Consider the following 25,795-nt stretch of genomic DNA (forward strand, 5'->3'; position numbering starts at 1 on the left):
CCGCAGGTTCATGCGCAGCAGAAGGCCGGAAACAGCAGGCACGACAGCCAATGCAAGACCTGAGTGGAAGGCTCTCTGTGGGCGAAGCGTAGAAGGTGCCGGGGTCAGTCGGCGAATGCGGGGCCCGATCAGGAGACGTCCTTATAATCGGGGGCAGATTATAGCGATGTCGCAGGCAGAAAGGTCGGTCTTTATGGGTTTTTATTGCAGCGTTTGTCAGGCTGCGAGGGGGCGACGCTGCCAGCGGCTGGTTGCGTGGGTGCAAATTCGGGCGCTGGCGGGTAGCGGTTGGCCCAGCCAGCCGAGGTGCGCCTCGTTGACCAGAACCCAGCCGGCGGCCGTTGGCGGCTGGCGCGTCTGCTTGAAGCCCAGGCAGATGCCATTGCTGTCGAGGTGGGCGTAGGTGAAGTGGCGCTGACGTTTGAAAAGCAGGGTCCAGAGCGAGGCCATGGCGGTTTGTCCTGTCAGGTCGGGCTGGCGCAAGCATAACGGCGGGGGCATGAAACCATTGTGACAAGCCGGGCAGGGCGATGACTGGCCGATGGCGGGCTGGGTATACTGTGGGCCTTTGCCGCTTTTTCTGGAGAAATGCGCATGTTGCAACGTCTGTTGGTCGGTTTGTTCGCGGTGGCCAGCCTGAGCCTGGCCGGGTGTGCCCACAGCCCGCAACAACTCAGCCCGCAACCCAAGCTCACTCAGCAACTGGCGCCGGTCGGCCATGGCCAGCCGGTGGTGGTCAGGGTGGTTGACGGTCGGGCCTCGCAATCGCTGGGCACCCGTGGGGGCATGTACCCCGAAACCAGCACCATCAGCGTCAGCGGCAACGATGTCGTGCCCAAGCTGCAGGCCCAGGCCGAAGCGGCGGTGCGCCTGCTCGGCTTCACCCCGACGCCCAACGCCGGCAACGTGCCGCAGCTGACCGTGACCCTGGCCGAGCTGAAGTATCAGTCGCCCAAGGACAAGATGTACGTGACCGAGGCCACCATCGGCGCCACGTTCCGCGCGGACGTGTCGAACGCCAATCGCCGCTACAGCGGCCGCTACGGTGCTTCGCTCGACCAGCGTTTCGGCATGGCGCCGAACCAGGAAACCAACACCAAGCTGGTGAGCGATGTGCTCAGCGATGCCCTGACCCGCCTGTTCAAGGACCCGACCATCGGGCAAGTGCTGGGCGAGTAAGCGCTTCGGTGCAATGCAAAAGCCCGCTGCCTGGGTGCCAGGCAGCGGGCTTTTTTGTGCGCAGGCTTCGCCGGTGCCCAAAGGACCATGCATATCCTGAGTAGAGCGCCGGCCCTGTAGGAGCAACTGTCTTGCTCAACTGTTAAAGCTAGCGCGATCCCTGTGGGAGCGGGCTTGCCCCGCGAACACCGGCCAAGCCAGTGCCATGCACCGCGTCGCTTGCTTCGCGGCTAAAGCCGCTCCCACAGGATGTTTGCTGGTTTCAAACGATGCATGCAGCCTGCGATGAAGCCGTTGAAGATGTCTCAGGCCGCCAGGACGTGCAAGTCCAGCAAGCTGATGCCGGTCTGTATGTCGACCTCGGGCAGGTCGTCATGGCTGTGTCCGCCCAAGGCGCAATACACCAGCCACTGGCGGTCCTGGACATTGATCGAGAAGCTGTCGATCAGCGCCTGTTGCTCATCGCTCTGGGCAACGAGGTACAGGCGGTCCTGGTTTTCGGCGTGCAGCATGACAAGCTCCGGTACGGTGGAAGGCCGACAGGGTGGCCTGCCTTGATGACGAGCGTGTGACAGATGAAATTAACTGACACTTTGTCGCAAAAAGCGGGAGGGGCAGGCCGGCTTGGGTAGAATGCCGGGCTTTGCCGTCGTGATACCGAGGTCGTGCGATGTCGTTGCAAGTGCTCTGGGGCTTCCTGGCTGCCCACCCGGCCAAGCTGATCAACCTGCTGGCCCTGTTCATAACCTGCCCTGGCGGGCTGCTGCTGCACAGTGCCCGGCGCCGCGCCAGCATGACCCGTGAAAGCCTGGCGGTGGACGAAGGGCTGGTGGATGCCTTCGACCGGCGCGTGCCGCGTTACTACTACATCCTCGGTTTCTCATGCCTGGCCATGGCGCTGCTGCTGTCGTGGTTCAGCACCTGGGTCTGAAGCCTGGTGTTCCATTCGTGGGAGCGGCGCACCGCCGCTCCCACAGGATCGCGCAAAGTCTGAATCGAGCGCTGCACGTGTGGGAGCGGGTTTACCCGCGAAGGGTCGCGCAGCGACCCCAATTGGCTTGACCGACTGGCATTACCCTTCAGGCAGACAGAGGCTGGCGCTTCACCTGGTACTGGTTGCGCACCGGCGTCGCATACTGCTGCACCAGGTACGGCTGCTGTTCCACCGGGCATGCGTCGAGGCGACGCTGCCACTCTTCCTTGGCCTTGGCCAATTCGTCCGCCGGGAACAACTTCTCGGCGTCTGGCACCTCGAGTGCCGCATCCTTCTCGGCCCACATCGCATAGGCCAGGTAGTGCACCGGGAACAACCGGTAGCCACCGAGAATCTGCCGGTCGATGGCTTGCGCCAGCTGCTTGGTGTCTTCGTGGTACTCGGTCACCGGTGGGGCAAAGTTGATGTGCACGCGCCCTTTGTAGCCGGTAATGCCCTGGGCAATGCTGTTGTCGTCCTCGCCCGGGGCCTTCTTGTAGCTGCCGGTGGTGGCGCGGATGTACAGCTCGCGGGCCTTGGCCTGGTCACAGGGGTCGTATTCGTAGCTGATCGACACCGGGATCAGGTTCAGGCTCTGGATCACCGCGCCGAACGGCTCGTCCTTGCGGCTCATGTGGAACATTTTGAGGATGGCCGAATCGGTGCGGTCGTCACCGTCCTTGGCGCGGCCTTCGGCCTGGGCGATCCAGATCGAGGCGCCGTCGTTGCGGATCGAGTGGTTGATGTAGGCCGACAGCAGCTGGTACGCGGCCAGTTTCTCGCGGCGCCCGCTGATCGAGCGGTGCACGATGAAACTCTTGTTCAGGCGCATCATGTCGCTGACGAACGGCTTCTGCAGCAGGTTGTCGCCGATGGCGATGCGCGGCGTGGGCAGGCCCGCGTGATAGACCGCGTAGTTGACGAAGGCCGGGTCCATGACGATGTCGCGGTGGTTGGCCAGGAACAGGTAGGCGGTGCCCGACTTGAGCTGCTCGACGCCGGAATAGGTGACGCCGTCGGTGGCTCGGTCGATGGTGCGGTCGACGTAGTACTCGACCTTGTCCTGCAGCGTCGAGACGCAGGTAACGCCGGCGAACTCTTTACGCAGGCGCCGGGCGATCAGCGGCTTGAGCAGCCAGCCGAGGGCGCCCGCCGCGCGCGGGAAGCGGAAGTGGGTGAGGATATCGAGGAATGCCGGGTCGCTGAGCAGGCGTGCCAGAACGGCAGGGACCTCAGCGTCGTCGTACGGTCGGATGGCATCGAATTCGCCCATCATGCTCTCTTGTTGGAAACGGCTAGGGTAATAAGGTAGGGACGGGGTCGGAAAAACGGCTCGGACACACACAGGCCCTGTAAACAGACCGGCAATTATACGCACAAGTCACTCGGGAGGCCGCGATGCTGGAGACTGCACTCTACGATTGTCCCTATTGTGGTGAAGAAGTCGAAACGACGGTGGACCTGTCCGGCGGCGATCAGGAATACATCGAGGACTGCCAGGTGTGCTGCAAGCCTATCCGCTTCGTGCTGCAGGTACATGGCGATGAGTGGATGCTGGATGTCTACGGCGAGAATGACTGATGCAGCGAATCTATGACCCGGAAAGCCTCCTGGAGGCGCAGATGCTGGTTGGCATGCTGGCCAGCGAGGGCATCGAGGTGCACCTGGTCGGGCGCGACCTGATGGGTGGTGTAGGCGAGCTGCCAATGCAGGGCCTGCTCGGCCTGGCGGTGGCCGATGAGCAGGCCGGCTACGCGCGGCAGCTGATCGATGCGTACAATGCGGCCCAGCCTCTTGCTGGCGACGAACCGGAAAGTTATCCGGGAACCCTGATCTGTTAGGTTTTGATTTCGCCCATGTGTGGACGCTATGCCCTGTTTCGCTGGTCCCAGGCCTTCGCCGGCCTGCCGGGGTTCCCCCCGGGCCAGCAGCCTCAATGGAACATCTCGCCCGGTGCCTCGGTACTGGTTCAGCGCCAGCTCGATGGCCAGCTGCAACTGGCCAGTGCCCGCTGGGGGCTGACCCCGGCCTGGTTGACCGACCTCTCCCGTACCCCCGCCCAGGCCCGCGCCGAGACCCTCGCAGAGCAACCGATGTTCCGTGAACCGTTCCGCCAGCGGCGCTGCCTGATCCCGGCCAACGGCTTCTACGAGTGGCGCGGCACGGCGCGCAAGCGCCCTTATTGGGTCACCCCGGGAGAGGGCTCGGCGCTGTTCTTTGCCGCGGTCTGGGAAGAGTATCCGGTACAGGAGCAGGTCTGGCTGAGTTGCGCGGTGATCACCCAGGCGGCCATGAACCAGCGCCGGCCGTTGATCCTGGATGAGGCCGAGCAGGCGCTATGGCTCGACCCGCATACGCCGTTGGCACGGTTGCACGAAATCCTGGCCAAGCCGCCTGGCGCCTTGCGCGAGCGGGCGCTGGCGCTGTTCGTCAATGATCCGAAGCTCGATGGGCCGGAGTGCCTGACCCCGGCGTGAGGCCTTGGCGTAATCCCTGTAGGAGCGGCCTTGTGCCGCGAAAGGGCTGCGCAGCGGCCCCGGCATTCTATGTGGTAACGCCGGGGCCGCTTTGCGGCCCTTTCGCGGCACAAGGCCGCTCCTACAGGAGTACCTGCGCGCCCTGGGCTCAAACCCTGAACTGATTGATCAAGCGCCGCTGCTGCTCGGCCAGCTTGGTCAGCTCGGCGCTGGCCTGGCTCGACTCGTCGGCGCCGCCGGCCACTTCACCGGCCACCTGGCCGATGCTGATCACGTTGCGGTTGATGTCCTCGGCCACCGCGCTCTGCTGCTCGGCGGCGCTGGCGATCTGGGTGTTCATGTCGTTGATCACCGACACCGCCTGGGTGATGCTCTCCAGCGACTGCGCCGCGCGGCTGGCCTGCTGCACGCTGACGTCGGTCTTGCCCTGGCTGTCTTCCATCACCTTGACCACTTCGCGGGTGCCCTGCTGCAGCTGCTGGATCATCTGCTGGATTTCCTGCGTGGCCTGCTGGGTCTTCTGTGCCAGGTTGCGGACTTCGTCGGCGACCACGGCGAAGCCACGGCCCTGCTCGCCGGCGCGGGCGGCCTCGATGGCGGCGTTGAGCGCCAGCAGGTTGGTCTGCTCGGCAATTGCGCGGATCGCCACGAGGATGGCGTTGATGTTCTCGCTGTCGCGGGCCAGGTCCTGCACCACGGCCACGGCCCGGCCAATCTCGCCGGCCAGTGCGCTGATCGAATGCGAGGTGTCACGTACGATCTCCAGCCCCTGGTTGGCCGCGCGGTCGGCCTCGCTGGCCGCCTGGGCCGCCTGGGTGGCGTTGCGCGCCACGTCCTGCGCGGTGGCGGTCATTTCCTGCACGGCGGTGGCCACCTGGTCGATCTCCACCATCTGTTTGTGCACGCCTTGGTTGGTGCGAATGGCGATGTCGGCGGTGTGCTCCGACGAGTCGCTGACTTTCTGGACCGAGCTGACCACCTGGCTGATCATGGCCTGCAGCTTGACCAGGAAGGTGTTGAAGCCCTTGGCGATGGCGCCCAATTCGTCGGCGCGGTCGCTTTGCAGGCGGCGGGTCAGGTCGCCTTCGCCCTGGGCGATGTCGTCGAGCATGGCCACCATCTGGCGCAGTGGGCGGGCGATGCCGTGGGCCAGCAGCCAGATCACCAGCAGGCCCAGCGCGGCGATGCCCAGGCCGACCACGGTCATGCCGGCGATGTCGGTGCGACGTTGTTCGGCCAGATCCTGCTGCAACTGATTGACGTCGGCCATCACCGTGCTCAACGGCAGTTCCAGCAGCAAGGTCCAGCGCGCATCGGTGCTGGCGACCTTGAACGGCAGGTACAGCTCGATGCGGTCCTTGCCGGCGTCCACTTCATAATGCAGGGCTTCGCCGCTCAGGCTGTTGAGGGTGCCCGACTCTTCGCTGTCGAGCACTTCGCTGGCTTTTTCGCCGAACTTCGCCGGGTCTCGGGTATAGGCCACCAGGCGGCCGTTGCTCGACACCAGCGCCAGTTCGCCGGCTCCGTCGTAGAGCTGGCGGTCGGCGGCGTTGAGCAGGTCCTGGATGAAGTTCACCGACAGGTCGGCGCCGGCCATGCCCTTGAACTGGCCATCGACCATGATCGGTTCGACGAACGAGGCGAGCATGACCATCTTGTCGCCGACCTTGTACGGTGCCGGGTCGATCACGCAGGCCTTCTTCGACTCTTTCGGGCACAGGTAGTACTCGCTGGCGCGCACGCCGGTGGCCAGCACGGTGCGGTCGTTGACGTCGGCCAGTTGGTCCTGGCCGAGGCTGCCGTCGCCGTTGCGGAACCACCAGGGCAGGAAGCGGCCGTTGGCGCTGTCGATGCCGACCAGCTTGCTGCCGACGTAGCGGGCGTCGTCATGGTCGAGGGCGTTGGGCTCCCAGCCCAGGTACGCGCCCAGTACCGTCGGGTTGACCTCTACGGTGCGCTTGAGCTGGTTGATCAGGTGTTCACGGTCGATCCGCATCAGCGGGCTGCCATCGGCGGCCTGCATGCCGAGCATGGCGTTGCTGGTGGCCAGACTGCGGGCAATCGCCAGGGGCGCCTCAAGGCCGCGCTGGATCTCGCTGACCTGGGTGCGGGCCAGGGCTGCCAGGCGCTGCTCGATCACGCTTTCGAACTGCTTCTGTGTGCGCTGTTCCACCAGCGCCTGGGTGCGTTGGCCGGAATACACGGCGTAGAGCACCAGCGCCGCGACAATGCTCAGCACGATGGCACCGGCCAGGGCGGCCACGGAAAACTGGATCGACTTGAACTTCATGAAAAGCTCCGCGCGCAAGGAGGTCGTATCCCTGGGTTATCGGCGGGCTAATACCAAAGCATGAGGGGCGTGCAAGAAATCTTCCTTGTGGCTCTGGTCGAGGCGCACGACTGGGCCTAGGATACGCGGCACGTAAAAAGGGAGTGTTTAAATGCGTAAGTCATTCGTTGTCAGCATGTTGAGCGCCAGCGTCCTGCTGGGCGGCTGCCAGGCGGTCAATACCACCAGCGGTGGCGCCGTGGGCGTCGAGCGCAAGCAGTACATGTTCAGCATGCTCTCGACCGATGAGGTCAACCAGATGTATGCCCAGTCGTACCAGCAGACCCTCGGCGAAGCGTCGAGCAAGGGCGTGCTGGACAAGGGCAGCGCCGACGCCAAGCGCGTGCAGGCCATCGCCGACCGCCTCATCGCCCAGGCACCAGTGTTCCGGCCGGATGCCGCGCAGTGGAAGTGGGAAGTCAATGTGATCAAGAGCGACGAGCTCAATGCCAACTGCGGCCCGGGCGGCAAGATCATCGTCTACACCGGGCTGATCGATCAGCTCAAGCTCAACGATGCCGAGATCGCCGCGGTCATGGGCCACGAAATTGCCCACGCCCTGCGCGAGCACGGCCGTGAAGCGATGTCCAAGGCCTATGGCGTGGAAATGGCCCGTCAGGGCGCGGGTGCCTTCCTCGGCCTTGGCCAGGACAGCATGGCGCTGGCCGACACCGTGGTGAACTACGCCATGACTCTGCCCAACAGCCGCAGCAACGAGAACGAGGCCGACCTGATTGGCCTGGAGCTGTCGGCCCGCGCCGGCTACGACCCGAACGCCGCGATCACCCTGTGGAACAAGATGAGCAAGGCTTCCGAAGGGGCGCCGCCTGAGTTCATGAGCACCCACCCGGCCTCCAGCAGCCGGATCGCCTCGTTGCAGGCAGCGATTCCGAAGGTGATGCCGCTGTATCAAGCGGCCAAGAAGTAAGCCATTCGGACGGGGCGCTGTGCGCCCCTGTCCCATGCACTGCGTGATACCTGTAGGAGCGGCCTTGTGCCGCGAAAGGGCCGCAAAGCGGCCCCCCAGCGTTACCAGATAGATTGCCGGGGCCGCTGCGCAGCCCTTTCGCGGCACAAGGCCGCTCCTACAGACAGTTGCTCCTACCTATTGCCGCTGTCAGCCTATCCAGCCACTGGTCTTCATCGCCGAATACACCGCGACGATCGCCAGCACCACGAACGCCGCCGCCGCCAGGCGCCGAATCAGCGTCAGTGGCAGTTTCTCGGCCGCGAAGTTACCTGCCAGTACCACCGGCACGTTGGCAATCAGCATGCCCAGGGTGGTGCCGATGATCACCATGATCAGGTGCGGATACTGCGCCGCCAGCATGACCGTGGCGACCTGGGTCTTGTCGCCGATCTCCGCCAGGAAGAACGCGATCAGGGTGGTCAGGAACGGCCCGAAACGGCGTGCGTTGCTGCTTTCGTCATCGTCCATCTTGTCCGGCACCAGGGTCCACAGCGCGGTGGCGGTGAAGCTTGCGGCAAGGATCCAGTGCAGCACCGATTCGGTGAAGAAGCTGCTCACCCAGGCACCCACGGCGCCAGCGGCGGCATGGTTGGCCAGAGTCGCGGCGACAATGCCGGCGATGATCGGCCAGGGCTTGCGAAAACGCGCCGCGAGGATGAGTGCGAGCAGTTGCGTCTTGTCGCCGATTTCGGCGAGCGCAACGATGGCGGTGGGGACCAGCAGAGATTCCAGCATCAGGTTTCCTACGGGGGCGGGTCGACACGGCTATGACACGTACAGCCTCCCCGCCCCGGGTAAGGTGTGCGTGTCATAGGTCTTGTCAAACCCTGGATCCGTCTGTGCGGATCGTGGGTCGTACGCGCCATGGCCTGTGGGCCAAGTGTGTTGACGCGTACCGGGCGAGCAGGGCGCTCGCGGGAGACTACTCCCCTAGGACGGAGCGGATTCTGCCTACACCGCGCGCATTCGGCAAGCGCTGTTTTCAGCCACGGGTTGCCCGGTAGATGCGAAAGCCCTGCGCTTCGGCGCGAATTTCGCAGTTGCCGAGCGCGCCTTCGATCAAGGGTTGATAGCGCAGGAAGCTGTTGGCAACCAGGCGTATTTCACCGCCTTTTCGAAGATGTTCGCCAGATTTTTTCAGCAGGTTCTCCGAGGTCTGGTAATCGGTGTGCACCCCTGTGTGGAACGGCGGATTGCTCAGGATCAGGTCCAGGTCGGCAGGGGCGGCATCGATGCCGTCACCGCTGATCACCTCGCCTTCGAGGTTGTTGGCCGCAAGGGTCAGGCGACTGGCGGCCACGGCGAATGCATCCACATCCAGCAGGGTGACCCGGCTGTGCGGGTAACGCCGTTTGACCGTTGCCCCCAGCACGCCGGCGCCGCAGCCAAAGTCCAGCACATGGCCGCCTGGCAGGCCGTCGAGGTGCTCCAGCAACAGCGCCGTGCCTTTGTCCAGGCGGCCATGGCTGAACACCCCCGGCAGGCTGATGACTTGCAGCGGGCCATCGGCGAGCGGCAGCTCGAAACGTTCCGCCAGGCTGTGCAGTGGCTTGGCTTCAGGGGCGTTGTCGACGGTCACCTGCCACAGCTGGCAGTGCCGGGCGCTGTCGAGCTTACGCGGTTTGCCAAAGGCCTGCAGCAGCTTGGCCGCACCTTCGATGCCGCCGCGTTTTTCACCCACCAGGTAGAGCACGCGGCCGGCCAGGCGTGACGCCAGCGCGTTGAGCAGGTAGGCGGCCAGTTCGCGGGATTTGGGCAGGAACAGCACCGCGCTGTCGAAGGCCGCCGCGGGCACCTCGACGCCATAGTGGCTGCGCCCGGCGAAGCGGCTTTCAAGCAGCGCCTGATCGCCGGCATGCCAGGTCCAGCCATGGGCCGCCGGCAGCTGGCCAAGCAGGCCATCGGCCTGGGCGCCGGCAATCAACAACGGGCCCTGGAACAGGTCCGCCTGGCGGAGCAACACTTCACTGCGCGGGTCCATGGACGACGCCTCCTGAAAAAAGTGGCGCAGTGTAGCAGAGGCTCCAGTCGATCAGCCGACCACTCGCCGTGGCTGGCCGGCGAAGTAGGCCAGGGCGTTTTCGGCGAGCTGGCCGACGATGCGCTGGCGCGACTCCACCGCGCCCCAGGCGCTGTGCGGGGTGATGATCAGGCGCGGGATGTCGCCGGCCAGCAGAGGGTTGCCGTTGACGGGGGGCTCGACGCTCAGCACATCGGTGGCCGCGCCGCCCAGGTGGCCGCTGCGCAGTGTGTCGGCCAGCGCCTGCTCGTCGATCAGCCCGCCACGGGCGGTATTGACCACCAGGGCGCCCGGTTTGAGCAGCGCCAGCTCGCGGGCGCCCAGCATGTGGCGGGTCTGTTCGTTGAGCGGGCAATGCAGGGTGAGGGCGTCCACCTGCGGCAGCAACTCTTCCAGCGGCAGGCGATCCGCGCGGGGTGGGCGCCCGGGTATCTGCCCGGTCAGCACGCGCATGCCGAATGCCTCGGCCAGCCGCGCCACCGCGCCACCCAGCTCGCCATGGCCGAGCAGGCCGAGGGTCTTGCCCTCCAGCTCGACGATGGGGAAGTCCAGCAGGCAGAACTGGCTGGCCTTGGCCCACTGGCCGGCCGCCACGGCCTGGTTGTAGTCGCACAGGCGCGTGGCCAGCGCCAGCAGCAGGGCCAGGGTGTGCTGCGCCACCGACGGGGTGCCATAGCCCTGGCAGTTGCACACGGTGATGCCCTGGGCGCGAGCGGCGGCCAGGTCGACGTTGTTGGTGCCGGTGGCGGCAACCAGGATCAGCTTGAGCTGCGGGTTGGCCGCGAGCGCCTCGGCATCGAGCATGACCTTGTTGCTGATGACTGCGGTGGCGCCCTGCAGGCGCTCGGCAACCTGGTCCGGACGGGTCGCGGCATGCAGTTGCAGTTCGTCGAATTGGCTGCGCAGGGGCGAAAGGTCGAGGTCGCCGAGGTCGAGGGAGTGGTGATCGAGAAACACGGCGCGACGTAGGCTGGGCATGAGGGGCTCCGGTCAGGGCAAAGGTGTTCGGCTATCCGTGGGCGCGGGCTTGCCTCGCGAAGGGGCCTCAGGAAGCTGGGCGCAGTGTCGGTTCCGCAGGCGCCGCTCGTCAACGACGACGGCCCCACTCATACCTGTTCCAGCCAAATCATTCCTTCGGCTGATTTGACCGGTGCGTCACCGTTCTACAGTAAGTGCCTGAATTGTCCGGCCCGCTTTCCAGAAAAGGGATACCCATGCTGCAGACGCGCATCATCAAGCCCGCCGAGGGCGCTTACCAATATCCACTGCTGATCAAGCGCCTGCTGATGTCGGGCGTGCGCTACGAGAAGACCCGTGAAATCGTCTATCGCGATCAGTTACGCCTCACCTACCCGCAACTGAGCGAGCGCATCGCGCGCCTGGCCAACGTACTGAGCGCCGCTGGCGTGAAGGCCGGTGATACCGTGGCGGTCATGGATTGGGACAGCCACCGCTATCTGGAATGCATGTTCGCCATCCCGATGATCGGTGCGGTGGTGCACACCATCAACGTGCGCCTGTCCCCCGAGCAGATTCTCTACACCATGAACCACGCCGAAGACCGCTTCGTGCTGGTCAACAGCGATTTCGTCGGCCTCTACCAGGGCATCGCCAGCCAGTTGACCACCGTGGAAGGCACCGTACTGCTGACCGACGGGCCGGACAAGAGCGCCGACCTGCCTGGCCTTCACGGCGAATACGAGCAACTGCTGGCGGCTGCCAGCCCGCAGTACGACTTCCCCGATTTCGACGAAAACTCGGTGGCCACCACGTTCTATACCACCGGCACCACCGGCAACCCCAAGGGCGTGTATTTCACCCACCGCCAGCTGGTGCTGCACACCCTGGCCGAGGCCGCGGTGACCGGCAGCATCGACAGCGTGCGGCTGCTTGGCAGCAACGATGTGTACATGCCGATCACCCCGATGTTCCATGTGCACGCCTGGGGTATTCCCTATGCGGCCACCATGCTTGGCATGAAGCAGGTCTACCCCGGGCGCTATGAGCCGGACATGCTGGTCAAGCTGTGGCGCGAGGAAAAGGTCACCTTCTCCCACTGCGTGCCGACCATCCTGCAGATGCTGCTCAACTGCCCGTCCTCCCAGGGTGAAAACTTCGGCGGCTGGAAGATCATCATCGGCGGCAGCGCGCTCAACCGGGCGCTGTACGAGGCGGCCCTGGCCCGGGGCATCCAGCTCACCGCGGCGTATGGCATGTCGGAGACCTGCCCGCTGATCAGCGCCGCGCACCTGAACGATGAGTTGCAGGCCGGCAGCGAGGATGAGCGGGTCACCTACCGCATCAAGGCCGGGGTGCCGGTGCCGCTGGTGGAGGCGGCGATCGTCGATGGCGACGGCAACATCCTCCCTGCCGATGGCGAGTCCCAGGGCGAGCTGGTCCTGCGTGCGCCGTGGCTGACCATGGGGTACTTCAAGGAGCCGGAAAAAAGCGAGGAGCTGTGGCAGGGCGGCTGGCTGCATACCGGTGACGTCGCGACCCTCGATGGCATGGGTTTCATCGATATCCGCGATCGCATCAAGGATGTGATCAAGACGGGGGGCGAGTGGATCTCGTCGCTCGACCTCGAGGACCTGGTCAGCCGGCACCCTGCGGTGCGCGAGGTGGCGGTGGTCGGCGTGGCCGACCCGCAATGGGGCGAGCGCCCGTTCGCGCTGCTGGTGGTGCGCGAGGGGCTGAGCATCGACGCGCGTTCCCTCAAGGAACACCTCAAACCGTTCGTCGAACAAGGGCACATCAACAAGTGGGCGATCCCCAGCCAGATCGCCATTGTTACTGAAATTCCCAAGACCAGTGTCGGCAAGCTCGACAAGAAGCGCATCCGCCTGGACATCACTCAGTGGCAGGCCAGCAACAGCACTTTCCTTTCCACGCTCTGACCCTGTGGCGGCTCGTGCCTTACAAGGTGCGGGCCGCATGCTAGAGCGGCCGAAGCCTTGCCAAACAGAAAAATTGGGCCATGCTTGAGCACTGCCAGCCCATGGGGCCGCTCCTTCAGGGCCGGCCGCAAGCAGGGCGCGCAAATCACACTTTAGAGGGATCAAGCACCTGTGACCGCTGGCTATAGTCGGGCCAGGGGATTTTTCAGGAATGGGGGAGGGTGCCGCGCATCATTGATGTGCGATACCACGGGCAGGAGCCGGCTTTACCAGGCGCTCGAGCCGTTCTTGAAAGGACTCACTGCCATAACAATAAAGTACATGGAGTAGCGTCGATGACATCTGCAAACCCGTTCTGGCGCCGGGCAAAACTGCCTCTGGCAGTCAGCCTCGCTTCTACGCTCGCAAGTCCTGCTTTCGCTGTCAGCTTCAACATTGGGGAAATCGAAGGCCAGTTCGACTCGTCGCTCTCCGTGGGCGCCAGCTGGTCGACGGCCAATCCGAACAAAAACCTCATCGGTGCCAACAACGGCGGCAGAGGGTTGTCGCAGACCTCCGACGATGGTCACCTGAACTTCAAGAAGGGCGAGACCTTCTCGAAGATCTTCAAGGGGATCCACGACCTCGAACTCAAGTACGGTGACACCGGCGTGTTCGTCCGTGGCAAGTACTGGTACGACTTCGAGCTCAAGGACGAACACCGCGAGTTCAAGGACATCAGCGACTCCAACCGCAAGGAAGGCGCCAAGTCCTCGGGTGCGGAGCTGCTCGATGCCTTCGTCTACCACAACTACAACATCGCCGACCTGCCGGGCACCGTGCGCCTGGGCAAGCAGGTGGTGAGCTGGGGTGAGAGCACCTTCATCGGTGGCGGCATCAACTCCATCAACCCCATCGACGTCTCGGCGTTTCGCCGCCCAGGCGCGGAGATCAAGGAAGGCCTGATCCCCGTCAACATGTTCTATGTGTCGCAGAGCCTGACCGACAACCTGACGGCAGAAGGCTTCTACCAGATCGAGTGGGACCAGACGGTCGTCGACAACTGCGGTACGTTCTTCTCTCAGCCTGACGTAATTGCCGATGGTTGTGACAACAACCTGGCGGTGCTGGCCACACGTAACAACGTGGCTCGGGGCCTTGGGCCGCTCTCGGGGCCAGCCCTGCGTGCGCTGACGGCACAAGGGGTGAGCTGGGGTTCGCCTGACGAGGGCGTGATCGTACGTCGCGGTCCCGACCGTGATGCCCGCGACAGCGGCCAGTTCGGTTTGGCCCTGCGCTACATGTACGAACCGCTGAACACCGAGTTCGGCGGCTACTTCATGAACTATCACAGCCGTGCACCGATCTTCAGTGGGCGTGGCGCCGCGGCCCGCTTCTATAACCCGGCCAACCTGGCAGGCGCTCTGATCGGCGCTGGGGTTCCACCCGCTGCTGCAACCAACCCGGCTTTGCTCCAGCAGCTCATGCCGCTCTATGTCGCGGGCAACTCCAGCTACTACGTGGAGTACCCAGAGGACATCCGCCTGTACGGCCTGAGCTTCTCCACGACCTTGCCCACTGGCACGGCCTGGAGCGGTGAAATCAGCTACCGGCCGAATGCGCCGGTGCAGTTGAACACCACCGATATCCTGTATTCGGGCCTGACGCCGCTTGACCCTAACGCATCGGTCCTGAAGGGCACGGCGAACACCGATCAGCCAGGCTATCGCCGTAAAGAGATCACCCAGCTGCAAACCACCTTCACCCACTTCTTCGACCAGGTGATGGGGGCAGAGCGCCTGACCATGGTGGGTGAAGTGGGCTGGACCCACGTGGGCGGCCTGGAAAGCACCTCCAAGGCACGCTATGGCCGTGACCCGGTCTATGGCCCAGGGCCGCTGCCCAACGGCCGCTGCCAAAGCCTGAACGCCAGCACCCTGGCGGCCGCCGACAAGAACAACCTGACGCGCTACTGCGAAAACGATGGCTATACCACCGCCGACTCCTGGGGTTATCGCGTGCGTGCCATCTGGGACTACAACAACGTCTTCGCCGGCGTGAACCTGCGCCCCAGCGTGGCCTGGTCCCACGACGTCGATGGCTACTCCCCTGGCCCTGGCGGCGCCTTCGAGGAAGGCCGCAAGGCGGTCAGCCTGGGCCTGGACGCCGAGTACCAGAACACCTACACCGCGAGCCTGTCGTACACCAACTTCTTCGACGGCAAGTACACCACCGTGGATGACCGCGACTTCGTCGCCCTCAGCTTCGGCGTGAACTTCTAAGCACATTGATCCAGGACGACAACAGAATGAAAACGACCACACGTCTGCTGCAAGCCGGTGTACTGGGCCTGTCCCTGTTGGCTACCAGCGTCATGGCTGCGGTGTCCGCCGACGAGGCGGCCAAGCTGGGCGCATCGCTGACCCCCATGGGGGCGGAAAAAGCCGGCAACGCCGATGGCTCGATCGGCCCGTGGGAACCGCTGTCGAAGAGCGCTGGCAGCGCCGACAGCAAGGGCTTCCTCTCCGACCCTTACGGCAGTGAAAAACCCCTGTTCACCATCACCGCGCAGAACGTCGACCAGTACAAGGCCAAGCTTTCGCCTGGCCAGCTGGCGATGTTCCAGCGCTACCCGGACACCTACAAGATCCCGGTATACAAGACCCACCGCGGCTCCACGGTGCCGGACGACGTCTTTGCGGCGATCAAGCAAAACGCCACCAAGACCACCCTGGTAGCGGGCGGCAACGGCCTGGAGAACTTCCAGACCGCCGTGCCTTTCCCGATTCCCAAGGATGGCCTTGAGGTGATCTGGAACCACATCACCCGCTACCGTGGCGGTAGCGTGACCCGACTGGTCACTCAAGCCACCCCGCAGCAGAACGGCTCCTATAGCCTGGTGTACTTCCAGGACCAGTTCGTCTTCCGCGACAAGATGAAGGACTTCGATCCCGCCAACCCGGGCAACATCCTGTTCTATTTCAAGCAGGAAGTGACTGCGCCAGCCCGCCTGGCCGGTACCGTACTGCTGGTTCACGAAACCCTCGACCAGGTCAAGGAGCCGCGCAAGGCATGGATCTACAACGCCGGCCAGCGTCGGGTACGCCAGGCACCGCAAGTGTCGTATGACGGTCCGGGCACTGCCGCCGACGGTCTGCGCACCTCCGACAACCTGGACATGTACAACGGTGCCCCGGACCGCTACGACTGGAAACTCGAAGGCAAGAAGGAGATGTACATCGCCGCCAACGCCTTCAAGCTCGACGACCCGAAACTCAAGTACGGCGACATCATCAAGGCCGGGCACATCAACCAGGACCTGTCGCGCTACGAGCTGCGCCGTGTCTGGCATGTGGTTGCCACGCTCAAGCCGGGCCAGCGCCACATCTATGCCAAACGTGACTTCTACATCGACGAGGACACCTGGCAAGCCGCAGTGATCGACCAATACGACGGCCGCGGGCAACTGTGGCGTATCTCCGAGGCCCACGCCCAGCCGTACTACAACGTGCAGGTGCCGTGGTACACCCTGGAAGCCATCTACGACCTGCAGTCTGGCCGTTACCTGGCCCTGGGCATGAAAAACGAAGAGAAGAGTGCCTACAACTTCGGCTTCAGTGCCAGCAAGGCCGAGTTCCAGCCAGCGGCCCTGCGCCAGGCGGGGGTGCGATGAACTGACTGTTACACACTTCTTGTGAACTCCCAGAACGCCCCGGCTTGCCGGGGCGTTTCTGTTGTAAGGGGCTACTGTCGTCGAGAACCTTCGAGGTGATTTGGTTGATGGGGTGTCATCAATCGAGATGATGTCCATCGCCAGCGTTTCTTTTTGTCGTAGTCTTTTTTGGCTAAATCGCCGCCATCATCTTCAAATGCATAGCATTTGCCGCTAGTCTCGCAAAAATCCATATCGCCGTAGTCTTCCAAACAGAACGAGCCGGCCATGACAGACCTGTCCCGTATGCATGGAGTCGCCAGCCAGGCCTTGGGCCTGCTGGACGGGCGTTTCTTCAGGCCACCCCTGCCCGACGCCCACGTACCGAGAGCCCGCCTGTGCCAGCGCCTGCAGGCGGGGCTGGATGGGCGCTTACTGTTGGTCAACGCGCCAGCCGGCTTTGGCAAGAGTTCGCTTGCCATCGAGTTCTGCCAGGAGCTGCCTGGCCATTGGCGCAGCCTCTGGCTGGGCCTGAGCCAGCGCGATGCCGACCCTGGTCGCTTCCTCGAGCGCTTGCTTGAAGGGCTGCAGCAGTTCTGCCCGGCGTTGGGAGGCCAAGCCCTGGGGCTGCTGAAAATGCGTCAGCGCCACCAACCCTTTGCCTTTGAAGAGTGGCTCGATGGCCTGCTCGACGAGCTTGCGCTGTACCTGCAGCCCGATACCCCCCTGCTGCTGGTCCTGGACGACTACCACCTCGCCCAAGGGGCAGTACTCGATCGCTGTCTGCAGTTTTTCCTCAATCATCTGCCTGCCGGGTTGGTGCTGTTGGTCACCAGCCGGCAGCGGCCAGACTGGCACCTGGCGCGCCTGCGGCTGTCGCGCCAATTGGTCGAACTCAACGAGCAGGACTTGCGCCTGACCCCCGATGAAGCCTTGGCGGTGATTGGCCGCCAACCCACCGGCTTGCGTGGCCAGGCGCTCGATAACCTGATCCAGCGCAGCGACGGTTGGGTGGCGGGGCTGCGTTTCTGGCAACTGGCGGCCAGTGAGTCGGGTGACGAGCATGCCTTGCCGCAGGCGTTGCACGGCGGCGAAGGCTTGATCCGTGATTACCTGCTCGAGGAAGTCATCGACATCCTGCCCGCGCCCGTGCAGGCATTTCTTTACGACACCGCTTGCCAGGAGCGCTTTTGCGCTGAGCTGTGCGACGCGGTGCGCGAGCGTGACGACAGTGCACAGGCGCTGAGCTACCTGCAGGCCCATCAGGTCTTCCTGGTGCCGCTCGATGAGCATGGGCGCTGGTTCCGTTACCACCACCTGTTCTCCGACCTGCTGCGCAGTCGGCAGGCCAGCGAGCCGCTGGCGAGCTTGCATCTGCGTGCCTGTCGTTGGTTCGAGGGCCAGGGGCTGCTGGATGAGGCGGTAGAGCAGGCATTGCGTGCCGGGCACCTCGACGTGGCGGCGGACCTGGTGCAGAGCTTGTCGGAAGAGCAACTGCTGGCCGAGCAGAACGTCGGCATGCTGCTGCGCTGGAAAATGGACTTGCCTGACAGCTTGCTGATCAGCACGCCCCGGCTGATCGTGCTGTACAGCTGGGCCCTGGGGCTGGCTTGCCAGCTGGACGCGGCCGAAGAGCTTGCAGGTTATCTGAGCCGCTTCCTGCCGGCGCCGTCGGCCACGGCGCAGAAGTCGATGCTGGCCCAGTGGCTGGCGCTCAGCGGCGTGATCGCCCGCGGCCGCGGCGATCGCGAGCGCACCCTGGCTTACTGCACGCAAGCACTGCGCAGCCTGCCTCGCAAGCGCTACGGGCAACGCCTGGTGTGTCTTTCCACGCTGTCCAACCTGGCCATCGCCGATGGTGATTTCTGGCGGGCGCGTGGCTGGAACCGCGAGGCGCTCGAGTTGGCCCAGCGTGTCGGCAACCCGTTGTTCGAGGCATTGGCGCATTACGACCGTGCACGTGTGCTGCATGCCCGTGGCGAAGTGCGGCGCGCGCTGGATGAAGTGCGTCAGGGCCTGCAGCGGCTGCAGGGGTTGTCGGGGCAGCGGCTGTACGCCGTGCGGGCCCGGCTCACCTTGTACGAAGGCTATCTGCTTGCGGCTGGCCTGCAGCCTGGCCAGGGGCGCGCACGCTTGCGTGCGGGGCTCAGCGAAGCACGCACCTGCCGTGACATCAGCGTGCTTATCGGTCACTGCGTGATCGCCTCGCTCGAGGGGCGTGAAAGGCGTTTCACCGAGGCGTTTGCGGAGCTGGCCGAGGCGGAGCGGCTGATGCACATCTGGGATGTTCCGCCGATCTTCTACCTGGCCATGATTACGCTGGTGAAGTGCGAGCTCTGGATCGCCCAGGGGCGCACAGACCTCGCCGAGTCCTGGCTGCTGCGCCTGGGCCAGACCTACGGCGGCAAGCTGCCCGCCGCCGCACCGGAGTTTCACCCCTTGCTGCCCTTGCACATCGAGCTGCAGCAGGCGCTGCTCGATCGCGTGCTGCAGCGCCCGCGCGAGGCCGAGTCGCGCTTGCAGGCACTGGTCGAGCGTGGCCAGGCCAATGGCGGCATGACACTGGTGGTCAGTGCGTCGTGCCAGCTGATCGAACTGCTGCTGGCCGAAGGCCGTGAGCCCGAAGCCTGCAAGTGCTTGGCGCACGCCATGGAGGCTGCGCAAGGGGGCGCGCTGCAGGCCTTCGCGCGGCTTGTCGAGGAGCACCCGCAGTGGTTGCGCGATCAACTCGAGCTCAGAGCTGCCTGCCCGGCCCAGGCGGAGCTGCTGGCGCGCTTGCCCGAGGCGCTGACCACCGCCAATGGGGCCTCTGAAGCCTTGAGTGCGCGCGAACTCGCGGTGCTGGAGCTGATTGCCCAGGGCTGCTCGAACCAGCAGATCAGTGAGCGGCTGTTCATTTCGCTGCATACGGTCAAGACCCACGCCAGCCATATCAACAGCAAGCTTGGGGTAGAGCGGCGCACGCAAGCCGTCGCCAGGGCCAAGTCTCTGGGCATGCTGGCCTGAAGGCTGGCCCAGGTGCACGCCGGCCGCTAAAATGGTGGCCACTGGCTACCCTGGCGCACTGCTTTTTCCCCACTCATCTTTGTGCAGAGGCTGCCGATACACATTTCGGCGTCTTGCATTGCCACGCGCCAATTTCCCTTCTTCCTTCTACAGGTCGTGTTGATGCTGCAGTACGGGCAAAAAAGCTTTCTGATCGTCGACGACTTCACTGACTTTCGCACGTCGACGCGCTCCATGTTGCGCGAGCTGGGTGCACGCGACGTGGACACCGCCGACAGTGGCGAGCAGGCGCTGCGCATGTGTGGGCAGAAGCGCTATGACTTCGTTTTGCAGGACTTTCACCTGGGCGATGGCAAGAAGAACGGCCAGCAGGTGCTTGAGGACCTGATTCTCGACAAGCTGATCAGCCATGAGTGCGTGTTCATCATGGTCACCGCTGAAAGCAGCCAGGCCATCGTGCTGAGTGCCATCGAGCACGAGCCTGACGCTTACCTGACCAAGCCTTTCAACCGCGTAGGCCTGGCCCAGCGCCTCGAGAAGCTGGTTCAGCGCAAGACCCTGCTCAAACCGATTCTCCAGGCCCTTGACCGTGGTCGCCCGGCTGAAGTGATGACGGCCTGTGCCGAGCTGTGCAAGCAGGACCCTCGCTTTGCGCCGCTGTGCCTGCGCTATCGTGCCGATGCGCTGCGCGATCTCAACCGCTTCGAAGAACTGGAAAAATTCCTCAAAGGCATCCTCGCCAGCCGCCCGCAACCGTGGGTCTATGCGGCGCTGGGCAGCTTGCTGCACAAGCGCGGCCAGCATGCCCAGGCGCAGGGTGTATACGAACAGGCGCTCAAGGCCTTCCCGATCATGCCCAGCCTGTATGACGGCATGGCCGAGGTGCTGGTGGCCCAGGGTGAGAGCCGGCGTGCCCAGCACATGCTCGAGGAGGCGGTACGATTGTCGCCGCTGGCGGTGCGCCGGCAAGCCGCGCTGGGCAAGCTGGCGCTGGACAATGCCGACTTCGAGGGTGCTTCCAAAGCGTTTCGGCATGCTGTCAGCCAAGGCCAGAGTTCGCGCTACAAGAGTGCCGAAACCAACCTGGGGCTGGCCCAGGCATTGATGAACAAGAATGCTGGCAACGGTCTCGACGCGCGAACCCGGGTCGAGATCAACAGTGTGCTCAGTGAAGTGGCCAAGGAAAACGTCGAGGACCAGGGCCTGCAAGTGCGGGCGCGGTTGATGAAGGCGGCGAGCCTGCAGCAGGCGGGCGATGCGGAGACAGCCGCCAAGCTCACCGAACAGGCCATGCAACGCCTGGAGAAGATGGAGCAGTTCTTCTCGGTCGAGGCGGCGCTGACCGTGGCCAAGCAACTGCAGCAGCTGGGCCAGGACGCGGCGGGCACCTCGATTCTCAAAGGCTGCGTGGAAACCTACGGCGACGATCCCAAGGTCATGCAGAGCGTAGCCAAACTTACCGATGACCCGGTGGTGCTCGGTGCGGTGACCGAGGCGGTCGACCTAAACCGTCAAGGCGTGCGCAGCTACCAGGGCGGGCAGCTCAGCGAGGCGCTGGGCATGTTCCGCAAGGCGCTGTCGCTGCAGCCGAAGAACATCAGCATCGCCCTCAATACCGCCCAGGCACTGCTGCGCATCGGTGGCGAGACACCGCCACCGGCATTGATGGAGGAGTGTCGCAGCTGCCTCACCAGCGTGGCGGGCATCCCTGCCAGCGACAGCCGCTACGATCGCTACCGCAAACTGCACATCCGGGTCTTCGGCGCATGAACCACGACAACCAGGGGCTGGATTTCTCCACGGTGATCGCCTCCACCGTGCACGACCTGAAGAACTCGCTGTCGGCGTTGATCCAGGCGCACAACCAGTGGCTGGCACGGTTGCCCGAGGCGTTGCAGGGCGGTGCCGAGCAGGGCGTGATGGAGCACGAGTTCCGCCACCTCAACGGCATGCTGGTGCAGATGCTGGGCTTGTACAAACTGGGGGTGAACCAGCTCCCGGTCTGCCCGGACTACCATGAGTTGGACGACTTCATAGAGGCTCAGCTGGCCGCCCATGAGGAGGTGCTCAAGCATCGCGACATCCTCGCCACCTGGCGCATCGACACCGAGAGCCCGCTGGGCTTCTTCGACCGCGAACTGGTGGCATCGGTGCTGGCCAACGTGCTGACCAACGCCATCCGCTATGCCGGCCACACCTTGCTGATCGGTATCGAGGAGGAGGGCGAGCAGTTGGTGATCAGCGTCAACGACGATGGCGCCGGTTATCCACAGCGCATGCTCGAGCGCCAGCAGGATTATGTGCAGGGTATCGATCAGCAGAGCGGCAGCACCGGGCTGGGCTTGTACTTCGCTGCGCGCATCGCCGCACTGCATGAGCGCAATGGCGTGCATGGACGAATCGAGATCGCCAATGGCGGGGCGCTGGGGGGCGGGTTGTTCAGGTTGTATCTGCCCTGAGTGCTGGTTTGCAGTTACCCTGAGCGGCGCCGGTACCCAGACGCAAGGTGTGATGCTGTGCAATCAGCTACGCACGGTAGACCTTGAAGCGAGGGGCGCCAAGCGCATCGAATCCGTTCCTGAAGCCGTGATCCTGGACGCGCTGGCGCGTGTTCAAACCCTCTTCGATTAATTGTGTGCAGTGTCCTGTCATGGAAAAACCATCCGTAGCGCTCATCCGCGAAACCTTCCCCGTTGGCCCCCTGCAGTGCAACTGCACGCTGATCGGCGACCCGCTCAGCAAGAAAGCCATTGTCGTCGACCCGGGCGGTGACGAGCAGAAGATCCTCGCCCGCCTGCAGCACCATGGCCTGACCCTGGTGAGCATCATCCATACCCACGCCCACTTCGATCACTTCCTCGCCTCGGGCAGGCTCAAGGAACTGACCGGCGCCACCTTGCACCTGCACAAGGACGACCAGCCGTTGTGGGACAACCTGGAGATGCAATGCCAGATGTTCGGCATGCCCTACACGCCCGTGCCTGCACCGGACCGCTGGCTGAGCGACGACGAGGAACTGGCGTGTGGTTGTGGCGTGGCCCTGCATACGCCAGGGCATAGCCCCGGCTCGATGAGCTTCTGGTTCGCCGAGCAGAAACTGCTGATTGCCGGCGACACCCTGTTCCGCCGCGGTGTCGGCCGCACCGATTTGTGGGGTGGTGACCAACGGACTATCGTTCGTTCCATCAAGGAGCGACTGTACCGCCTCGATGAAGACGCCATCGTGGTGACCGGCCATGGCCCGGAAACCCGACTGGGCGACGAAATGCGCGAAAACCCGTTCGTGCGTGCCTGAGGTTGCATGGAATTTTTCCGCTTTGCTGCAATCCAAGGCTGGCACAGATCCGTGAGTGATCCGCTGCACTTTTGAATTTCAGTAGGAGCTTGTCCATGTTCACCATGCGTCGTCTGATTATCGTCGCTACCGCCGCCGCCCTGATGTCCGGTTGTGCCAGCCCCAACCCGTATGACAACCAAGGCCAGGCGCAAGGCTCCACAGGGATGAGCAAAACTGCCAAGTACGGTGGCCTGGGCGCGCTGGCCGGCGCCGTCGCCGGTGCTGCCATCAACCACAACAACCGCGGCAAGGGTGCGCTGATCGGCGCCGCCGCAGTGGGCGCAGCCGCCGCGGGCTACGGTTACTACGCCGACAAGCAAGAGGCCGCGCTGCGTGCGCAAATGGCCAACACGGGCGTCGAAGTGCAGCGTCAGGGTGACCAGATCAAGCTGATCATGCCGGGCAACATCACCTTCGCCACCGACTCGGCGAACATCGCCCCAAGTTTCTACTCGCCGCTGAACAACCTCGCCGGTTCGTTCAAGCAGTTCAACCAGAACACCATCGAAGTGGTCGGATTCACCGACAGCACCGGCAGCCGCCAGCACAACATGGACCTGTCGCAGCGCCGCGCCCAGGCCGTCAGCAGCTACCTGACCTCGCAAGGTGTCGATGCATCGCGGGTGACGGTGCGTGGCATGGGCCCTGACCAGCCGATCGCCAGCAACGCCGACGCCAACGGCCGCGCGCAGAACCGCCGCGTCGAGGTCAACCTCAAGCCGATTCCGGGTCAGCAGTATGACCAGCAGGGTACCGTGCAGCAGTACCCTTAAGCTGCCTGGCTGCAACCGATCGCGGGGCAAGCCCGCTCCCACGCCATTTGTTCACGGCGTGGGAGCGGGCTTGCCCCGCGATGCTTTTTATCAGCGCACGGTGCTGGCCTGGATCGCCGTCAGCGCGATGGTGTGCACGATATCGTCCACCTGGGCCCCGCGCGGCAGGTCGTTGACCGGCTTGCGCAGCCCTTGCAGCATCGGCCCGAGGCTCACGCAGTCAGCACTGCGCTGCACCGCTTTATGGGTGGTGTTGCCGGTGTTCAGGTCGGGGAACACGAACACCGTGGCGCGCCCGGCCACCGGGCTTGCGGGTGCCAGTTGGCGGGCGATCTCGGGGTTGGCGGCGGCGTCATACTGCAAGGGGCCGTCGATCAGCAGGTCGTGCTCGGCCTGCTGCGCCAGCCGCGTGGCCTCGCGAACTTTTTCCACTTCCTCGTCACTGGCGGCCGAGTCGCTGGAGTAGCTGAGCATCGCCACCCGTGGGGCGATACCGAACGACTCGGCAGACTCGGCGCTCTGCCGGGCAATTTCGGCCAGTTCGGCGGCGCTGGGGTGCGGATTCATCACGCAGTCGCCATACACCAGCACCTGGTCCGGGAACAGCATGAAGAACACCGACGACACCAGGCTTGCACCTGGCGCGGTCTTGATCAGTTGCAAGGCCGGGCGGATGGTGTTGGCGGTCGAATGCACCAGGCCCGAGACCAGGCCGTCGACCTCACCCAGGGCCAGCATCATGGTCGCGATCACCACCGGGTCTTCCAACTGCTGCTCGGCCATCGGCGCGTTGAGGTTCTTGCTCTTGCGCAAATCGACCATCGGTTCGACGTAGCGGGCACGGATCAGGTCGGGGTCGAGCACTTCCAGATCGGGCGGCAGGGTTATGCCCTGGGCACGCGCTACGGCCTGCACCGCTTCGGGCTTGGCCAGCAGCACGCAGCGGGCGATACCGCGCGCCTGGCACAGGGCGGCGGCTTGCACCAGCAAGGGCTCGGCGCCTTCGGGCAGGACGATGCGCTTGTTGGCCTGCTGGGCACGCTGAATCAGTTGGTAGCGGAACACCGCCGGCGACAGGCGCAGCTCGCGTGGCGTGCCGCAGCGCTGGTGCAGCCAGGCGGCATCGAGCTGGCTGGCGACGAAGTCGGTGATGAACTCGGCGCGTTCGCGGTCGTCCACCGGGATCTCGCGGTTCAGCGAGTTGAGCTGATTGGCGGTGTCATAGGAGCCGGTGCTTACCGACAGGATCGGCAGGCCGGCCTGCAGTGCGCCGCGGCATAGCTCCAGGATGCGTGGGTCGGGCTTGCTGTCGCTGGTCAGCAACAGGCCGGCCAGGGGCACGCCATTGATCGCCGCCAGGCTCACGGCGAGGATGATGTCGTCGCGATCGCCCGGCGTCACCACCAGGGTGCCCGAGGTGAGCAGCGGCACGGTGTTGGCCACGGTGCGGGCGCAGATGATGATCTTGTTCATGCGCCGCTGGTCGTAGTCACCGGCGTTGAGCACCTGGGCGCCGAGCAGCTCGGCGACGTCGCGGGTGCGCGGCGCATTGAGGTCGGGCTGGTAGGGGATGCAGCCGAGCAGGCGGAAATCGTTGCCGCGCAACAGCGGCGAGTGCTCGCGCAGCCGCGTGGCGAAGTCGGCCATGCTTTCGTCGGTGCGCACCTTGTTGAGGATCACCCCGAGCACCTTGGGGTCGCGCGGGCCACCGTACAACTGGGCCTGCAGTTCGACGCGCCCGGACAGCTCGCTGAGCACCTCGTTCTCGGGCGCCGACACCAGGATCACCTCGGCATCCAGGCTCTTGGCCAGGTGCAGGTTGACCCGGGCCGCGTAGCTGGCGTGGCGGGTCGGTACCATGCCTTCGACCACCACCACGTCCTTGCCCACGCACGCTTGCTGGTAAAGGCGAATGATTTCTTCGAGCAGTTCGTCCAGTTGGCCGTCCCCCAGCATGCGCTCCACATGGCCAAGGCTAAGTGGCAGGGGCGGCTTGATGCCATGGGTGCGCGCAACCAGCTCGGTGGAGCGCTCCGGGCCGGTGTCGCCGGGGTGTGGCTGGGCGATCGGCTTGAAGAAGCCGACCTTGAGCCCGGCGCGCTCCAGGGTGCGGATCAGGCCCAGGCTGATGGAGGTGAGGCCGACACCGAAGTCGGTCGGCGCAATGAAAAATGTCTGCATGCGTGCTTCTCGAAATAAGCGG

23 protein-coding genes, 1 pseudogene and 1 riboswitch are annotated in these 25,795 nt (G+C 64.4%); of the genes and pseudogenes, 14 read left to right on the plus strand and 10 right to left on the minus strand.

Features of this window, described 5'->3' with window-relative positions; all coding sequences use genetic code 11:
* Positions 1-216: 216 nt before the first annotated feature.
* Positions 217-450, minus strand: a complete 234-nt coding sequence (locus DM373_RS17605; protein ID WP_110994790.1) for a hypothetical protein — start codon at positions 448-450, stop codon at positions 217-219.
* Between the two features lie 144 nt (positions 451-594).
* Here DM373_RS17605 and DM373_RS17610 point away from each other — a divergent pair, with 144 nt between their 5' ends.
* On the plus strand, positions 595-1,179 hold the full coding sequence (locus DM373_RS17610) for a YajG family lipoprotein (protein WP_110994791.1): 585 nt from the start codon (positions 595-597) through the stop codon (positions 1,177-1,179).
* Between the two features lie 305 nt (positions 1,180-1,484).
* On the opposite strand, the gene DM373_RS17615 is transcribed toward DM373_RS17610, so the two are convergent.
* Positions 1,485-1,691 (minus strand): hypothetical protein, encoded by a 207-nt coding sequence (locus tag DM373_RS17615; RefSeq protein ID WP_110994792.1) that lies wholly within the window; start codon positions 1,689-1,691, stop codon positions 1,485-1,487.
* A 158-nt stretch (positions 1,692-1,849) separates the two neighbouring features.
* On the opposite strand from DM373_RS17615, the gene DM373_RS17620 reads away from it, so the two are divergent.
* The gene (locus DM373_RS17620; RefSeq protein WP_110994793.1) at positions 1,850-2,110 is read left to right on the plus strand and encodes a hypothetical protein; all 261 of its coding nucleotides are present in this window, start codon (positions 1,850-1,852) and stop codon (positions 2,108-2,110) included.
* A gap of 148 nt (positions 2,111-2,258) precedes the next feature.
* Here DM373_RS17620 and DM373_RS17625 read toward each other — a convergent pair whose 3' ends face one another.
* Complete coding sequence (locus DM373_RS17625; protein WP_110994794.1) at positions 2,259-3,425, minus strand: 1-acyl-sn-glycerol-3-phosphate acyltransferase; 1,167 nt, start codon at positions 3,423-3,425, stop codon at positions 2,259-2,261.
* Positions 3,426-3,550: 125 nt separating this feature from the next.
* Between DM373_RS17625 and DM373_RS17630 the strand changes: the two genes are divergently transcribed.
* Genes DM373_RS17630 through DM373_RS17640 form a run of 3 tightly spaced genes read left to right on the plus strand, consistent with a single transcriptional unit; the run spans position 3,551 to position 4,629 of the window.
* The gene (locus DM373_RS17630) at positions 3,551-3,733 is read left to right on the plus strand and encodes a CPXCG motif-containing cysteine-rich protein (protein ID WP_110994795.1); all 183 of its coding nucleotides are present in this window, start codon (positions 3,551-3,553) and stop codon (positions 3,731-3,733) included.
* Complete coding sequence (locus DM373_RS17635; protein WP_110994796.1) at positions 3,733-3,993, plus strand: putative signal transducing protein; 261 nt, start codon at positions 3,733-3,735, stop codon at positions 3,991-3,993. Before DM373_RS17630 ends, DM373_RS17635 begins: the two co-directional genes overlap by 1 nt.
* A gap of 15 nt (positions 3,994-4,008) precedes the next feature.
* Complete coding sequence (locus DM373_RS17640) at positions 4,009-4,629, plus strand: SOS response-associated peptidase (RefSeq protein WP_110994797.1); 621 nt, start codon at positions 4,009-4,011, stop codon at positions 4,627-4,629.
* A gap of 148 nt (positions 4,630-4,777) precedes the next feature.
* Here the strand turns inward: DM373_RS17640 and DM373_RS29730 are convergent, their stop codons facing one another.
* Entirely contained in the window at positions 4,778-5,620 is an 843-nt protein-coding gene (locus tag DM373_RS29730) for a methyl-accepting chemotaxis protein (RefSeq protein ID WP_425272596.1), read from the minus strand.
* A gap of 15 nt (positions 5,621-5,635) precedes the next feature.
* Positions 5,636-6,919: pseudogene (locus DM373_RS29735) on the minus strand (methyl-accepting chemotaxis protein); the annotation flags it as partial.
* A 151-nt stretch (positions 6,920-7,070) separates the two neighbouring features.
* Between DM373_RS29735 and DM373_RS17650 the strand changes: the two are divergent.
* Complete coding sequence (locus DM373_RS17650; RefSeq protein ID WP_110994799.1) at positions 7,071-7,886, plus strand: M48 family metallopeptidase; 816 nt, start codon at positions 7,071-7,073, stop codon at positions 7,884-7,886.
* Between the two features lie 189 nt (positions 7,887-8,075).
* Here the strand turns inward: DM373_RS17650 and DM373_RS17655 are convergent, their stop codons facing one another.
* From DM373_RS17655 to DM373_RS17665, 3 genes are all read right to left on the minus strand, one after another.
* Positions 8,076-8,660: a TMEM165/GDT1 family protein gene (locus DM373_RS17655; RefSeq protein ID WP_208642806.1), complete on the minus strand. Its 585-nt coding sequence runs from the start codon at positions 8,658-8,660 to the stop codon at positions 8,076-8,078.
* A gap of 90 nt (positions 8,661-8,750) precedes the next feature.
* Positions 8,751-8,872, minus strand: a riboswitch (yybP-ykoY riboswitch).
* A 38-nt stretch (positions 8,873-8,910) separates the two neighbouring features.
* Positions 8,911-9,909 (minus strand): class I SAM-dependent methyltransferase, encoded by a 999-nt coding sequence (locus tag DM373_RS17660; RefSeq protein ID WP_110994801.1) that lies wholly within the window; start codon positions 9,907-9,909, stop codon positions 8,911-8,913.
* 51 nt (positions 9,910-9,960) lie between these two features.
* A complete protein-coding gene (locus tag DM373_RS17665) occupies positions 9,961-10,926 on the minus strand; it encodes a 2-hydroxyacid dehydrogenase (protein ID WP_110994802.1) in 966 nt (321 codons plus the stop codon).
* 236 nt (positions 10,927-11,162) lie between these two features.
* On the opposite strand from DM373_RS17665, the gene DM373_RS17670 reads away from it, so the two are divergent.
* The 3 genes from DM373_RS17670 to DM373_RS17680 all read left to right on the plus strand — a co-directional run bounded on the left by DM373_RS17670 (position 11,163) and on the right by DM373_RS17680 (position 16,497).
* Positions 11,163-12,845 (plus strand): fatty acid--CoA ligase, encoded by a 1,683-nt coding sequence (locus DM373_RS17670; RefSeq protein ID WP_110994803.1) that lies wholly within the window; start codon positions 11,163-11,165, stop codon positions 12,843-12,845.
* Between the two features lie 335 nt (positions 12,846-13,180).
* On the plus strand, positions 13,181-15,106 hold the full coding sequence (locus tag DM373_RS17675) for a DUF1302 domain-containing protein (protein ID WP_110994804.1): 1,926 nt from the start codon (positions 13,181-13,183) through the stop codon (positions 15,104-15,106).
* 26 nt (positions 15,107-15,132) lie between these two features.
* Positions 15,133-16,497 carry a DUF1329 domain-containing protein gene (locus tag DM373_RS17680; protein ID WP_110994805.1) on the plus strand — a complete coding sequence of 455 codons (1,365 nt, stop codon included), beginning with the start codon at positions 15,133-15,135 and terminating at the stop codon, positions 16,495-16,497.
* Positions 16,498-16,568: 71 nt separating this feature from the next.
* On the opposite strand, the gene DM373_RS28780 is transcribed toward DM373_RS17680, so the two are convergent.
* The gene (locus DM373_RS28780; protein WP_157966856.1) at positions 16,569-16,766 is read right to left on the minus strand and encodes a hypothetical protein; all 198 of its coding nucleotides are present in this window, start codon (positions 16,764-16,766) and stop codon (positions 16,569-16,571) included.
* On the opposite strand from DM373_RS28780, the gene DM373_RS17685 reads away from it, so the two are divergent.
* The 5 genes from DM373_RS17685 (at position 16,765) to DM373_RS17710 (ending at position 23,592) form a co-directional block, all read left to right on the plus strand.
* Positions 16,765-19,482, plus strand: coding sequence for a winged helix-turn-helix domain-containing protein (locus DM373_RS17685; RefSeq protein ID WP_110994806.1), 2,718 nt, complete (start codon positions 16,765-16,767; stop codon positions 19,480-19,482). The genes DM373_RS28780 and DM373_RS17685 overlap by 2 nt on opposite strands.
* 162 nt (positions 19,483-19,644) lie before the next feature.
* The gene (locus DM373_RS17690; protein ID WP_110994807.1) at positions 19,645-21,252 is read left to right on the plus strand and encodes a response regulator; all 1,608 of its coding nucleotides are present in this window, start codon (positions 19,645-19,647) and stop codon (positions 21,250-21,252) included.
* Positions 21,249-21,941: a sensor histidine kinase gene (locus tag DM373_RS17695; RefSeq protein WP_110994808.1), complete on the plus strand. Its 693-nt coding sequence runs from the start codon at positions 21,249-21,251 to the stop codon at positions 21,939-21,941. The genes DM373_RS17690 and DM373_RS17695 overlap by 4 nt, the downstream gene beginning before the upstream one ends.
* Before the next feature lie 191 nt (positions 21,942-22,132).
* Positions 22,133-22,777, plus strand: a complete 645-nt coding sequence (locus DM373_RS17705; protein ID WP_110994809.1) for an MBL fold metallo-hydrolase — start codon at positions 22,133-22,135, stop codon at positions 22,775-22,777.
* 95 nt (positions 22,778-22,872) lie between these two features.
* Positions 22,873-23,592 (plus strand): YiaD family glycine zipper/OmpA-like lipoprotein, encoded by a 720-nt coding sequence (locus DM373_RS17710; protein ID WP_110994810.1) that lies wholly within the window; start codon positions 22,873-22,875, stop codon positions 23,590-23,592.
* A gap of 90 nt (positions 23,593-23,682) precedes the next feature.
* Here DM373_RS17710 and pta read toward each other — a convergent pair whose 3' ends face one another.
* A complete protein-coding gene (gene pta, locus DM373_RS17715) occupies positions 23,683-25,773 on the minus strand; it encodes a phosphate acetyltransferase (RefSeq protein ID WP_110994811.1) in 2,091 nt (696 codons plus the stop codon).
* Between the last annotated feature and the right edge of the window lie 22 nt (positions 25,774-25,795).

It is taken from the genome of Pseudomonas sichuanensis, assembly GCF_003231305.1.
GTDB classification, from domain to species: domain Bacteria; phylum Pseudomonadota; class Gammaproteobacteria; order Pseudomonadales; family Pseudomonadaceae; genus Aquipseudomonas; species Aquipseudomonas sichuanensis.

Excerpts from the sequence above, each read along its gene's own strand:
- DM373_RS17685 (WP_110994806.1), top strand. The coding sequence starts at position 16,765 with ATGACAGACCTGTCCCGTATGCATGGAGTCGCCAGCCAGGCCTTGGGC.
- DM373_RS17610 (WP_110994791.1), top strand. The coding sequence starts at position 595 with ATGTTGCAACGTCTGTTGGTCGGTTTGTTCGCGGTGGCCAGCCTGAGC.
- DM373_RS17665 (WP_110994802.1), bottom strand. The coding sequence starts at position 10,926 with ATGCCCAGCCTACGTCGCGCCGTGTTTCTCGATCACCACTCCCTCGAC.
- DM373_RS17625 (WP_110994794.1), bottom strand. The coding sequence starts at position 3,425 with ATGGGCGAATTCGATGCCATCCGACCGTACGACGACGCTGAGGTCCCT.
- DM373_RS17615 (WP_110994792.1), bottom strand. The coding sequence starts at position 1,691 with ATGCTGCACGCCGAAAACCAGGACCGCCTGTACCTCGTTGCCCAGAGC.
- DM373_RS17680 (WP_110994805.1), top strand. The coding sequence starts at position 15,133 with ATGAAAACGACCACACGTCTGCTGCAAGCCGGTGTACTGGGCCTGTCC.
- DM373_RS17690 (WP_110994807.1), top strand. The coding sequence starts at position 19,645 with ATGCTGCAGTACGGGCAAAAAAGCTTTCTGATCGTCGACGACTTCACT.
- DM373_RS28780 (WP_157966856.1), bottom strand. The coding sequence starts at position 16,766 with ATGGCCGGCTCGTTCTGTTTGGAAGACTACGGCGATATGGATTTTTGC.
- DM373_RS17705 (WP_110994809.1), top strand. The coding sequence starts at position 22,133 with ATGGAAAAACCATCCGTAGCGCTCATCCGCGAAACCTTCCCCGTTGGC.
- DM373_RS17670 (WP_110994803.1), top strand. The coding sequence starts at position 11,163 with ATGCTGCAGACGCGCATCATCAAGCCCGCCGAGGGCGCTTACCAATAT.
- DM373_RS17675 (WP_110994804.1), top strand. The coding sequence starts at position 13,181 with ATGACATCTGCAAACCCGTTCTGGCGCCGGGCAAAACTGCCTCTGGCA.
- DM373_RS17635 (WP_110994796.1), top strand. The coding sequence starts at position 3,733 with ATGCAGCGAATCTATGACCCGGAAAGCCTCCTGGAGGCGCAGATGCTG.
- DM373_RS17620 (WP_110994793.1), top strand. The coding sequence starts at position 1,850 with ATGTCGTTGCAAGTGCTCTGGGGCTTCCTGGCTGCCCACCCGGCCAAG.
- DM373_RS17605 (WP_110994790.1), bottom strand. The coding sequence starts at position 450 with ATGGCCTCGCTCTGGACCCTGCTTTTCAAACGTCAGCGCCACTTCACC.
- DM373_RS17640 (WP_110994797.1), top strand. The coding sequence starts at position 4,009 with ATGTGTGGACGCTATGCCCTGTTTCGCTGGTCCCAGGCCTTCGCCGGC.
- DM373_RS17660 (WP_110994801.1), bottom strand. The coding sequence starts at position 9,909 with ATGGACCCGCGCAGTGAAGTGTTGCTCCGCCAGGCGGACCTGTTCCAG.
- pta (WP_110994811.1), bottom strand. The coding sequence starts at position 25,773 with ATGCAGACATTTTTCATTGCGCCGACCGACTTCGGTGTCGGCCTCACC.
- DM373_RS17630 (WP_110994795.1), top strand. The coding sequence starts at position 3,551 with ATGCTGGAGACTGCACTCTACGATTGTCCCTATTGTGGTGAAGAAGTC.
- DM373_RS17710 (WP_110994810.1), top strand. The coding sequence starts at position 22,873 with ATGTTCACCATGCGTCGTCTGATTATCGTCGCTACCGCCGCCGCCCTG.
- DM373_RS17695 (WP_110994808.1), top strand. The coding sequence starts at position 21,249 with ATGAACCACGACAACCAGGGGCTGGATTTCTCCACGGTGATCGCCTCC.
- DM373_RS17650 (WP_110994799.1), top strand. The coding sequence starts at position 7,071 with ATGCGTAAGTCATTCGTTGTCAGCATGTTGAGCGCCAGCGTCCTGCTG.
- DM373_RS29730 (WP_425272596.1), bottom strand. The coding sequence starts at position 5,620 with ATGATCAGCCAGGTGGTCAGCTCGGTCCAGAAAGTCAGCGACTCGTCG.